Raw genomic sequence first — 11,914 nt, 5'->3', positions numbered from 1 at the left:
TGAATCGTAATAAGGAGCATAACACTACTCATTTTAGAGTGTAATGGAGATGATTAAAATGACAACATGGTTTATAGTTACATTATTTATTTTTGGTGCTCTTAAAGTACTAGTTTCTAGTATGCCAACTTCTGTCGTAGAATCAATTATTAGTAGATTTGAGTTACATCAAAAATTGGATGAGGAAAATACTACTGTAACAGTAGATGGGGAAAGTATAGAAGGAGAAATGAAACTTCAAGTTATTCATGAATTTAATGAGGCTTTATTTTTGGATAAGCATTATTTTCCGCCGCAAGGGAATGGAACACCATTAGTTATTAAGACGAAGATAGGAAAGAAAACGATTAAGTTTTCTTTATATAGCTACGAGGAACACGTTGATGTAATAAAGCAATATAAGAAGAAAGTAGTTGCATATCGTTTGCGATCAAAAAGTCTTCAAAGTCGTTCAGTAGTAAGAATTGAAGATTATGCTTAAGAGGAGAGGCCGTTATACAAACGGTCTCTTTATTTTGGTAGCCAACGATATACTTTCCAAATAAAAGCAAGAAAAATCATATACCCAAACAAAGAATAAGTATGATGCCAATGCTCATTATGTACAAATAAACCTAGCCTCTCAGCAACTTGCTCAAAAATGCTAGCGCAAACGCCTATTGAAATAATAAATAGAGTTCTAGAAACTGTAGATAATGTTTTTGAAATTTGTATAAAAGAGGCTGTTAAAATCGGTAGTACGAGTAATGTGAAAGCTATGTTAACTGAAAATGTGGATGAGAAGGGTCTAACTGGAAAAGAATATATTTGTTTATTAACAAAGAAAGCATCTAAACAAGTTCCAATAATAGCAGAGAGAAAAACTGTAATTATTAAAGCTAGAAAGTCATTCTTCCTCTCGGAGGAGGACATTTTTCTTTGCGAGAATTGCAAGTTCAATTTTTTCGAGTGTTTTGCAGTAGTCTTCTGAAATTTGTCCACTTATACTTTCCTCCTTATCAACTAAGTAATTTACAACTTGCCAATCAGTAAACCAATCTTTACTTTTATCTTCTTCATGTTTCATATCGCGCCATGCATAGATGAGTGCAGGGCTGTATATACGATATGCACCACTACGCAACTGGCATTTCTTTATTCGGCGTTTATAAAACTCACGGGAAAAAGATTCATTTACACTTGAAAATAAATGAGGCCAGTAATCTTTCCTTGAGCCTGTGTGTGGATGATGTTGGGCCCAACTTATTATTTGAGATAAAATATGTGTATCCCGAAATAATAGTGAATACAACCTTTTTCCAATTAAGATTCGTTCATGCAAGGACGTAAAATGTTTCATTGTATCACCAAATAGTAATACTTTTTGTTTCTTATCATTTTCGTAGAATGGGAAAAGGATATGATTAAACTGAAAGAAATCAAAGAGTTTAAATCCAATACTATTTAGTACAGTCTTTTGAAAGTGTACATTTTGAATAACCCTTTTTTCTAAGTAGTTTTGTTCATTAATAATAGTTGCGATCGCCAATGTTTTTTTGTTACCTGTTTTCCAAAAATCGTTCCACATCGTTTCCATAAATGTAGAAACATTTAGGTGAGGAAGAAGATGAAATAGTTTTTGTGATTTTTTAACACTTTGTTCATATAGCAAAAATTGAGGATATACATCTTGAAAAATGAGCCAATTTCCTCTTTCTAAAAAAGAAAAAAATGTAATTTGATCCTTCTCTGATAAAATCCTCGTATATAAGTCTCCCTTTAAATCAGTCATATTCCAACCACCGTTACGTGATACCATATGTCCAAGTAGTGCCCAATGTATTTCGGGATATTGAATGTAAAATTGATAGTATGCACGTGTTCTTGTGACGTTATTTTTATTTAGTTGTTTTGTCTGTACTTTTATTTTGTCGATGATGAGTTGCTCTTCTTTCGTTAATGTATACATGGTGCCAGAATGAATGAGTTTGCTTTTTTGTTTTAACTCATTTTTTACATCGAATAGGGAGAGAGGAAGTGCTTTGGAAGGATTGTTATATATATTATTTGAGTTGTTTGAATTGCTTCGGTACATTCCATTACCTCCCTTTTTTCATGAATGTAAACATGGCATTGGCTATGCACCATTCTATTTATTTTATTACGAGTATAAGAAATAAATGAACGGTGTTTTTCTACAAGTAATATAGTTATCATGCAAACAGTATGGAAAAATCTTACTGTTAAGAAGTGAAATAAAAAACAGAAACTATGTTTAATAGTTTCTGTTTTTTTATTTTGTCAATTAAATGTAACAAACGACGATTATGATTTGAATCAATTGAAAATAATTCAATCGCGTTAATAAATACAATTTTTAATGAAATGTCCGGTAGGAGGAAAAGGAATGCTTAATAAAATAATTTTAATTACTGGTGGTACAGGTTCGTGGGGGCATGAACTTATAAAACAACTATTAGAAAAATCACCGAAAGAAATTAGAGTTTTTTCAAGAAATGAAACAGTTCAGTTTGAAATGCAGCAACAGTTTATAAATGAAGATAGATTGAAATTTATTATTGGAGATATTCGTGATAAAGACCAACTCGTATATGCTTGCCAAGGTGTACATTATGTATTCCATCTTGCAGCTTTAAAACATGTTCCAGTATGTGAGTATTATCCTTATGAAGCTATAAAAACAAATATACATGGTACGCAAAATGTAATTGAAGCATCAATCCAGAAGCAAGTTGAGAAAGTTATATATGTTTCAACTGATAAAGCGGCCGACCCATCAAATACGTATGGGATGACAAAAGCAATTGGTGAAAAGTTAATGGTTCATGCGAATGTGCAAACGAAGAAAACAAAATTCATTTGTGTTCGTGGTGGAAATGTTTTAGGGACGAGTGGAAGTGTGGTACCGCTCTTTAAAAAGCAAATTAAAAAGTCTTCACAGGTAGGGATTACTGATGAAAATATGACTAGATTTTTCTTAACAATTGAAGATGCTGTTGGATTGTTATTTAAAGCAGCATCTGAAGGAAGAGGAGGGGAAATCTTTGTTATGAAAATGCCAGCATGTAAAATAACGGATTTAGCAAAAGTATTGATTGAAGATTCAAAAAAAGAAAACGTGAAGATAAAAGAGGTAGGGATAAGACCTGGTGAAAAATTAAGTGAAATGCTTTTATCTGAGGTAGAGAGTAAAACAAGTATTAGTTTTGATCAAAATTATTTTGTGGTACTACCGACTATTCCTATAGAAGGACTTCAAGAATATTATGCTAGTTATCCGCTTGTGGATGTGAAGAGTTTTAGTTCTCAACAAGACTTACTTGCAAAACATGAGGTGAAACAAATGTTAGAAAAAGGAGGATTTTTACTATGAAAAAAAATGTGAGCCTTTTAATAACTGGTGCAAATGGCTTCACAGGGCGCCATGCTTGCCAATATTTTTTAGACAAGGGCTTTCATGTAATTCCTATGTTTCAAAATCGTTCACATAGAGAAAAATGCAGGAATGGAATTACTTGTAATTTAACTAATAAGGGCGAAGTAATGAAGGTAATTAAACAAATAAAGCCAGACTATGTATTGCATTTAGCAGGAAGAAATTCGGTCATAGAGTCTTGGACAGCTGCTCTTGAATACATGGAGATTAATGTGATAGGGACGTTATATTTATTAGAAGCAATTAAGCAAGAAGCACCCCATTGTAGAACATTAGTTATAGGATCTGCATTGCAAGCAGATAGTATGAACAACATAAAATTTTCAAATCCATATAGTTTAAGTAAAACTATGCAAGTAATCGTCGCAGAGGCTTGGGGTGGGTTAATGGATTCAAATATTATCATTGCAAAGCCCTCGAACTTAATTGGTCCAGGAGTATCGAATGGTATTTGTTCTATTCTGGCAAAAAAAATGATAGATATAGAGTCGGGTAAAAGTGAACCAATTATTGAAGTAAACAGTTTGAAAGATAGTAGGGACTTTCTAGATGTACGTGATGTAGTTAAAGCGTATCATGTGTTATTACGTGATGGTATAAATGGAAAAGAATATAATATTGGATCAGGAGTAAAACGATCTTTATTAGATGTACTAGAACAATATAAAGGATTAACACAGCTGAACTTTACTATAAAAGAAACAGATAATTTTGAGAGTGACTCAAATAAAAGTTTAGTGTTAGAGGATATAAAAAAGTTAGGTTGGGTCCCGAAAATCCAATTTCATCAATCATTGAAAGATGTACTTGAGTATGCGAAGCACAGTGACATCTGCATTCAATGAAAAATAAAAAAGGGTGTAAGAAGTATATGAATAGTTATGAAGCAATAGATAATCAAAGTACGCTATTTCTTTCGATTGTTGATACGCTGGATTGGAAAGATGAAGAAGCGCATGTGTTGCACCTCTATGAGGCAATAAATCAATATCGAGCGTATGTGGAAGAAAAAAAGGTTAATCGAATAAAGCCAGCACTAGAGACTAGAACTAGGCATGTGATTCAAGTTTTTGCTCAGTATGAGTGTAGTGAGTATGGAAATGATTTTTATGAACTCATCAAAGATCTCTTACAAGATATAGGACTTGAGTTAAAGATTAATATAAAGCTAGATTTTTAATGATAAAGGTGGATATAAGTTATGAATAAAAAGATTCTCTTTACTGGGGGCGGTACAGCCGGACACGTAATGATTAATATGGTATTGATTCCTAAATTTATGGAAAAAGGATGGGGAGTTGAGTATATTGGATCTCAAAATGGAATTGAAAAATTATTAGTTCAAAATGTTAAGTATAATAGTATTTCAACAGGGAAGCTTAGGAGATATTGGGATTGGGAGAACTTTAAAGATCCTTTTAAAATTATAAACGGTTGTTTACAAAGTTATAAATTAATTAAGAAAATGAAGCCTGGCGTTATCTTTTCGGCAGGAGGATTTGTTTCAGTTCCTGTAGTTATAGGGGCATGGTTAAATCATGTACCTATCGTAATACGTGAGCCAGATAGTACGTTAGGGTTAGCAAATAAAATAGCATTACCTTTTGCTACAAAACTATGCACAACATTCCCTCATACAGGGGAGAATGTAAGTAATGAGAAAAAGGTTTATGTAGGACCAATTGTAAGGGAAGAAATTGAGAGCGGTAACGTATTACGAGGAAGAAGCTATTGTAAATTTAGGCAAGATAAACCGGTACTGTTAATAATGGGTGGGAGTCAAGGTGCACAATGGATAAATGATATGGTAAGGAAAAGTTTAGATACATTATTATTAAGTTTTAATATTGTTCATATGTGTGGTAAAGGGAAGGTGGATCCATCTATTGGAATGGAAGGTTATATGCAATTTGAATATATAGGCGAAGAGTTGCCGCATATACTGAATATGGCAAGTGTTGTAGTTTCCAGAGCGGGTTCTACTGCTATTTCTGAATTGTTATTTTTGAAGAAACCGATGTTGCTTATTCCGTTAACTAATGGTTCCAGTAGAGGGGATCAAGTTTTAAATGCTGACTATTTTGCACGACAAGGGTATGCGGAAGTATTACTTCAAGATAGAATAAGCGCCAGTACATTTACAGATGCGGTAAACAAGTTGTATGCCAATAAGGAGAGATATATTCAAAACATGAATGGATTTAAGAAAACAAATGATGAGGGAATTCATCAATTAATAGATATAATAAATGAAGTGGTGAAGTAATAGAAATTTAAATAGAAAAACAAAAGGAAAGAAGGTATCTTCTTTCCTTTTTACTATAGTTGTTCAAATTCATTGTTACTTATGCCGATTATATTCTGTATAGAGCTATATACTATGGACGAATACCGTTTTCTAACAGCTTAGTAAATTCATTTGTATAAATAGGTTTACTGTAATAATAACCTTGAATAAACTGACATTTATTTTTTTGAAGGAAATTTACGTGTTCTTTCGTTTCTACACCTTCAGCAATGACAGACATTCCTAATGTATGTGCTAATGTGATGATCGTTTTAATGATTTCCATTCCATCTTCACACGTTTCAGACATTGTAATAAATTCTCTTGGGATTTTTAACGTATCGATTGGATATAAAGGTAAGTAGGCTAGGGAAGAATAGCCTGTACCAAAGTCGTCGATTGAAATGTGAATCCCTAAACTTTTTAGTGTACGCAGTTTTATCAATGTTTCTCTCTCATCCATCATTGCAATTCGTTCTGTTAATTCTAGATCAAGGGAACCTGCTGGTAAGCCTGTAGTTGCTAAAGCAGAAGAAATAGATTTTACAAAGTCTTCTTGTTCAAATTCTTTAGCAGATAAATTTACTCCTATTTTCAAATGAGAATATCCGAGTGTGTGCCAACGTTTCATTTCCTGACAGGCTTGCTGTAATGTCCATTTTCCTATTGGAATAATTTGTAGTGTTTCTTCGGCGATAGGGATAAATTCATACGGAGAAATAACACCTAATTCGGGATGGTTCCATCTGATTAAAGCTTCGGCACCGATAATTTTATTTGATTTGCTATCAACTTGAGGTTGATATAAAAGGAACAATTCTTCATTTTGAATTGCGTTTGGTAAATCTTTCTCTAATCGTAATCGTCTTTCGATTTTTTTAGCGATTACATCGTCATAAATAGAGACAGAGTTAAGCTCTTTTTCCTTAGCATCATACATTGCAACATTAGCGTTTTTTAAGAGTGTAGCGGTATCAATTCCACCAGATGGATATATAGCGATGCCGATACTAAGTGATAAAGTTAATTTATGCTCATGTAGGACAAACGGTTTTTTCATGCCTTCAAATAATTGGTTACATAACTTGAATAAGGAATCATGGTCCGTATAGTTTTCGATTAAAATTGTAAATTCATCGCCACCGATTCTTGACAGATGAGTATGTGATGGAAGACATGATTGGAAACGTTTTGCTACTTCTTCTAATATGTAATCACCTGACGAATGTCCAAGTGTATCGTTAATTACTTTAAAGCGATCTAAATCTAAATATAATAATGCAAACTCACTTTGTGTTGTTTGAGCATTTTTTATAAATTTTCTTAACTTCCTATGGAAAAAGGATCGGTTCCCAATTTTCGTTACAGTATCGTGGAATGCTAAATATTTTATTTCTTCTTGTTGTTTTTTTAGTGCGGTAATATCCTTTACCATAATATAGCTTCCTGAAATTTGTCCATCTATCATAATAGGAACGATGGTAACGTATAAAAAATAAGTAAAGCCATCTTTATATTGAGAACTAAGTTGTAAAGATGCGGATTCTTGTTGTTTAACCTTTTCTAATGCAGATGCTAGTTTATGTTTATCTTCTTCTAAAATAATCGAAAAACATGTTTCACCAAGTAACTCGTTTGTTGGCGCTCCAAGTAGCATACTCCCGGCTTTATTTACATTTAAGAATATTCCATTTAAATCAATCGTAAAAATAGGATCAGGATGATATTCATATAATGATTTAAACTTTTGTTGTTTTTGAGATAGAGCCTCTGATTTATGGACTAAATCAGAAGTCCTTAAAGTAACTTTTTCTTCTAGTTGAGCATTAAATGCTTGTAGACGTTTTGTTAGAGTAGCGTTTTGCATACCTACAATAGAATGTCGAATAAGTACAAAAACAAAAGCGATACAATTTCCTGTAATGAGAGTGGAAGATGATGTTTGTTCTTTTAACGTAAACCCGATTAGTATTGCAACAGCAAGATAGGGAAATACGACTAAAACTTTCTTTCCTAGTATAGGGTTTACAATGAAATAATTTTTATGGCTATTATCATCTTCTGAAATAGACCCAGCTATTGCGATAAGCAATATAGGTATTCTATATAAAAGACGTAAAAATGTTATAGTGTCAGTTGATAAATGGGTATTTAAGTAAAAATAAATATAGTTAAAAGTTGCAGAACTAATTAATACAAAAATAAAGATATAAATTTTCCGCTTGGACTTAAAAATTGTTGGGCGGAAAAAGAGACTAACACCTAGTAGAAGAAATAATAGATCTGCAATTGGATATAGAAATGAAAGGAAAATATCTCCGAGTGAAAGTGAGAATATATTTAAATTTGGCTGATTAAATAAATACCATTCTAATGTGAATATGGAAGTAAGTACTATACATATATCACAAATAAAGAAAGCTTTTCCCATTTATTGCATTCTTTTAAGATCTTATAGCAGAAAGCGATAAGACAGAAGAATAGAAAAAACATGTAAAATACATCAGAAACAGCAAAATGATGTATTGGAAGTTCAAAAAAGGTATCTTGATACGTATATACTACTTTTCCTAATAAAAAACTACCAATTGCAATTGTAATACATATCCAAAAAGGATTTGAACTAACTTTTTTAGAATATATAGAGTAAATTAGCGATATAAATGTAATGGCTTCAACGATGAGTGAAGCGTACATTGAAATTTGAAAAATGAGTAGGGAACAGAAAGAAAAACATAAAATAGATTGAATAGCATATTAATATTGTAATTAATATACATAGTTGTAAATTTTTATTTAATTTCAATAAAATCACCTTCTTTAAGTATGCACTATATTCGTAATATCTATACATAATAATATTACTTAAGGATTGTATCAGATTTCCTTATAAAAAGCATGCTTATAAGGAAAAAAATAAGAGTGTAATACTTCTTAAAATTGAAAAAATGTTACATTTAATGATTTTTAGTGTATCAAGATTTTAGATGAAAATTGTATATTTAGTCATCCTGTATATTTTAAAGTTTTTTTAGTGCTTTGCAAGTGGAGATGCAAATTTGCATATAAAGTAAAACTTTAATCAGTTGGGGTTTTGTCCATCCCCACTGATTTTTAGCCCTCACCAATCGGGCTTTTACGGGCAGCCTGACTCCCACATAACTCCCTCGTGTTCGCCGAATTTTGAGGTGGGAGTCTTACTGCCCGCAAATAGCGGGATAAAATGATGGGAACTTCTCTCTAGATGAGGTGAGTTTTTCGTTATTATAGAGTATTAAGTAAGACCTTTGTATGTAGCTATTCTCATACTAATGAGGGATTAAAGAAACGTGTTGATTATATACAATAATATGTAATACAGTAATATGTAATACAGTAATTAATTTTAAATATGGAGGGAAAATCATGATGAAATGGGTGAAGTTTAGAATAGCACGTCCAACTGATAAATTTGAAGAGGTTATAGCATTCTATGAAAAAGGATTAGGTTTAAAACGTATAGGTGAATTCTACGATCATGATGGCTATGATGGGATCATGTTCGGTCTACCAGATGAAGAGTATCATTTAGAATTTACAAGACATATAGATGGAAGCCCTTGTCCGGCTCCAACAAAAGACAATTTACTTGTATTTTACATGCGTGAAGATAGTGAAATGAAAAAAGTGAGTAAAAGGCTGCATGCAATGGGATACGATGAAGTAGAACCAGAAAATCCATATTGGAAAGATAAGGGGATAACGATAGAGGATCCGGATGGTTGGAGAATTGTGTTAATGAAAATAGAAGAATAAAGGGTAATGAAACAAATAAGAATAAGGTTTCGAATTTCGATAAGGTAAAAATATATTGGCTTCCTTCTAACGTAAGAAATATGAGAAACCAGTTCTATTGTTAGCTGGGAGACAAGATATATCAGTAGGTTATCAAGATATTGTACGAATTATTGAAGATTACCCAAGAGCAACATTAGCGGTGTTAGATATGGCGGGACATAATTTGCAAATTGAACAGCCTGATCTATTTGAGAGTTTAGTTTGGGAATGGATTAGACGAACAGTTTAGCAAAGTTCATAAAATAGTTTAAAAGAAGAATTAATTAATATTTTGATTGTACTCAAGTTTTGAGACGGCAGAGATTAAAATAAGTAATTAACTTATAAATATTTTCAAGGAGGACTTATGAATACATATATCTATATGGTTAGGCATGGTGAATCACCAAAATTAGAAGGAGATGAAAGAACACGTGGATTAACTGAGAGGGGAACTTTAGATGCTCATAAAGTAACTGAGATATTAAAAACAGAGGGGATTGATACTTTCATTTCAAGTCCGTATAAGAGGGCTATGTTAACGATAGAAAAGGCAGCTAATTTCCATGAAAAAGAAATAGTAGTATATGAAAATCTCAAAGAGTGTAGGTTTTTAAGTGAGGATAAGATTATATCAGATAAGGAAGTGTATCCACTCGTAAAGAAGATGTTCTCTAATCCAGATTTCACACTAACTGGAGGAGAGTCGTATGTGGATTGTCAGAGAAGAGTCGTGAAAATATTAAAAGAAATATTAATAGATTTTCAAGGACATAAAATTGTAGTTGGTACACATGGGCTTGTAATGACATTGATGATGAACTATTTTGATAACCAGTATGGGATTGAATTTTTAATGAATACATCAAAGCCAGACGTATATAAGCTAGAATTTAAAGACGAGCAATTAATAAATGTAGAGAGATTATGGAGAGAGAAATGAAATGGATTATATGGAGTGTGTTTTAAAAACTACTTTTAAAACACACTCTTTTTTTGAAGAGAAATAGTTTTTATCAACTATTTTTAGAATGTTAAATCAAATAAGTAATTATTCAGCTTTTGAATAATTTATTGGAAAATTGGTTTAGGAAAACAATTTTAAATGTGACAAAACTCCAAACGCTGGATTTATATTCAATAGGAGAGAAAAATGTAGAATTTTGTCTTACTGTACACGTTTACTTTTCATTTCCTAACATATAGGCTTTGTGGTGTAGGGGGGACATCGCCTTTACACTAAAATTATAAGGAGGCCATTGTGATGAAAAAAATGAAAAAATTTGCAGGAGTAGCTCTAGCGGGTTCAATTGGATTAAGTGGATTACTTTTTTTAGAACCAAGTGTAAGCGCTGCAGAAACAACGCAAGTGAAAGAGGAGAAGTTCAATGCTATTAATGTAGCGCTGAATCAAAGTGAATCTTATTTATTGAGTGGTAGAAGCATCGACGTTCTTTCTGGAAATAAGGAGGAAATTCAGTTAAACAAATACACAATTAGTTTTAGTGAGCCTGGGAAGTATGTTATTAGGGTCAATGGTTGTATTTATAATGATGTATATACTTTTATTGTGAATGAGTAGTATATGCTCTTGATGTTTAATTAAATATATATTATCGGATGAAAAAAGAAACACCCTATTTGCGGTGGGAATCGTAAGTAGGGTGAATTATTTGTAAGAAAGTTAATGAAAAGAGTAATTGGTATTAAGTTATGTTTTATATATTTTCATTAATTTGCTCTTGGTTTTTGTTATGTAAAGTATGTAAGAGTGTTTGAAATATCTTAAATGATTGCTGAAAGATTGGACTTTGAATAAAAGTGTATAGAAAAGTTACGATGAAAACAGGACCTCCTAGCATATATCCAATAACTAGTACAACGCATTCTACAATGATTCGAGCCCGGCTAATAGACAGTCCAGTTTTGTCAGAAATAGTAAGCATGAATCCGTCACGAGGTCCAGCACCAATTCCAGCCGCAACGTACATACCGCCCCCAATACCTGTAATTACAATACCAGAAAACAAAATGAATAAATTTATCCATAAATAATCAGTAGCGTTTGGAAGGATGTTTGATTGTAAGAAAAAGTCCATAATAGGGCCGATAAGCAATGCATTTAAAAATGTGCCTACGTTTATATATTTTGGATCTATTAGTAAAGAAATAAGTACGAGGCATAACCCGCATATAACACTCCAAGTACCAAGTGTCCATCCGAATCGTTCATAGAGAGCCATATTTAAAACTTCCCAAGGATGTAACCCGAGGAATTTAACTTTGACTGCAAGAGCGTTTCCGAGCCCAAAGAAAATTAATCCTAAGAAAAAAAGAAAATAGCGAAAGAGAGTTAGTCTCATCTTTTAAACCTC

Annotated in this window: 11 protein-coding genes and 2 pseudogenes; 9 read left to right on the top strand and 4 right to left on the bottom strand. The window is 32.3% G+C overall.

The window, feature by feature from the left end; translation table 11 throughout:
- Positions 1 to 58 precede the first annotated feature (58 nt).
- Positions 59 to 481, top strand: a complete 423-nt coding sequence (locus MHI07_RS17090) for a YfmQ family protein (protein ID WP_340825318.1) — start codon at positions 59 to 61, stop codon at positions 479 to 481.
- Positions 482 to 510: 29 nt separating this feature from the next.
- Here MHI07_RS17090 and MHI07_RS17085 read toward each other — a convergent pair whose 3' ends face one another.
- Both MHI07_RS17085 and MHI07_RS17080 read right to left on the bottom strand, forming a co-directional pair.
- Positions 511 to 912 (bottom strand): CBO0543 family protein, encoded by a 402-nt coding sequence (locus MHI07_RS17085; protein WP_088079179.1) that lies wholly within the window; start codon positions 910 to 912, stop codon positions 511 to 513.
- Positions 887 to 2,074, bottom strand: a complete 1,188-nt coding sequence (locus tag MHI07_RS17080) for a DUF2515 domain-containing protein (RefSeq protein WP_340825314.1) — start codon at positions 2,072 to 2,074, stop codon at positions 887 to 889. Before MHI07_RS17080 ends, MHI07_RS17085 begins: the two co-directional genes overlap by 26 nt.
- Before the next feature lie 312 nt (positions 2,075 to 2,386).
- Here MHI07_RS17080 and MHI07_RS17075 point away from each other — a divergent pair, with 312 nt between their 5' ends.
- The 4 genes from MHI07_RS17075 to MHI07_RS17060 are packed head-to-tail and all read left to right on the top strand — an operon-like array spanning position 2,387 to position 5,702.
- A complete protein-coding gene (locus MHI07_RS17075) occupies positions 2,387 to 3,373 on the top strand; it encodes a UDP-N-acetylglucosamine 4,6-dehydratase family protein (RefSeq protein ID WP_002111308.1) in 987 nt (328 codons plus the stop codon).
- Positions 3,370 to 4,281 (top strand): NAD-dependent epimerase/dehydratase family protein, encoded by a 912-nt coding sequence (locus tag MHI07_RS17070; protein WP_002160792.1) that lies wholly within the window; start codon positions 3,370 to 3,372, stop codon positions 4,279 to 4,281. Before MHI07_RS17075 ends, MHI07_RS17070 begins: the two co-directional genes overlap by 4 nt.
- Positions 4,278 to 4,616 (top strand): DUF6572 domain-containing protein, encoded by a 339-nt coding sequence (locus MHI07_RS17065; RefSeq protein ID WP_078181504.1) that lies wholly within the window; start codon positions 4,278 to 4,280, stop codon positions 4,614 to 4,616. Before MHI07_RS17070 ends, MHI07_RS17065 begins: the two co-directional genes overlap by 4 nt.
- Positions 4,617 to 4,637: 21 nt before the next feature.
- Positions 4,638 to 5,702, top strand: a complete 1,065-nt coding sequence (locus MHI07_RS17060; protein ID WP_340825309.1) for an undecaprenyldiphospho-muramoylpentapeptide beta-N-acetylglucosaminyltransferase — start codon at positions 4,638 to 4,640, stop codon at positions 5,700 to 5,702.
- A gap of 112 nt (positions 5,703 to 5,814) precedes the next feature.
- Here MHI07_RS17060 and MHI07_RS17055 read toward each other — a convergent pair.
- A pseudogene (locus tag MHI07_RS17055) lies at positions 5,815 to 8,529 on the bottom strand (EAL domain-containing protein).
- 599 nt (positions 8,530 to 9,128) lie between these two features.
- Between MHI07_RS17055 and MHI07_RS17050 the strand changes: the two are divergent.
- The 4 genes and pseudogenes from MHI07_RS17050 to MHI07_RS17035 all read left to right on the top strand — a co-directional run bounded on the left by MHI07_RS17050 (position 9,129) and on the right by MHI07_RS17035 (position 11,121).
- Positions 9,129 to 9,518, top strand: coding sequence for a VOC family protein (locus tag MHI07_RS17050; protein WP_002111302.1), 390 nt, complete (start codon positions 9,129 to 9,131; stop codon positions 9,516 to 9,518).
- Positions 9,519 to 9,588: 70 nt separating this feature from the next.
- A pseudogene (locus MHI07_RS17045) lies at positions 9,589 to 9,789 on the top strand (alpha/beta fold hydrolase); the annotation flags it as partial.
- 117 nt (positions 9,790 to 9,906) lie between these two features.
- The gene (locus MHI07_RS17040; RefSeq protein ID WP_340825305.1) at positions 9,907 to 10,482 is read left to right on the top strand and encodes a histidine phosphatase family protein; all 576 of its coding nucleotides are present in this window, start codon (positions 9,907 to 9,909) and stop codon (positions 10,480 to 10,482) included.
- Between the two features lie 321 nt (positions 10,483 to 10,803).
- Positions 10,804 to 11,121 (top strand): hypothetical protein, encoded by a 318-nt coding sequence (locus tag MHI07_RS17035; protein ID WP_340825303.1) that lies wholly within the window; start codon positions 10,804 to 10,806, stop codon positions 11,119 to 11,121.
- 136 nt (positions 11,122 to 11,257) lie between these two features.
- Here MHI07_RS17035 and MHI07_RS17030 read toward each other — a convergent pair whose 3' ends face one another.
- The gene (locus MHI07_RS17030; RefSeq protein WP_340825301.1) at positions 11,258 to 11,902 is read right to left on the bottom strand and encodes a YczE/YyaS/YitT family protein; all 645 of its coding nucleotides are present in this window, start codon (positions 11,900 to 11,902) and stop codon (positions 11,258 to 11,260) included.
- Positions 11,903 to 11,914 lie beyond the last annotated feature (12 nt).

The organism is Bacillus sp. FSL H8-0545 (assembly GCF_038006105.1).
In the GTDB taxonomy this organism is placed as follows: domain Bacteria; phylum Bacillota; class Bacilli; order Bacillales; family Bacillaceae_G; genus Bacillus_A; species Bacillus_A cereus_U.
Note: the sequence above shows the minus strand (reverse complement) of the source record. Positions and strands in the feature narration are given on the sequence as shown.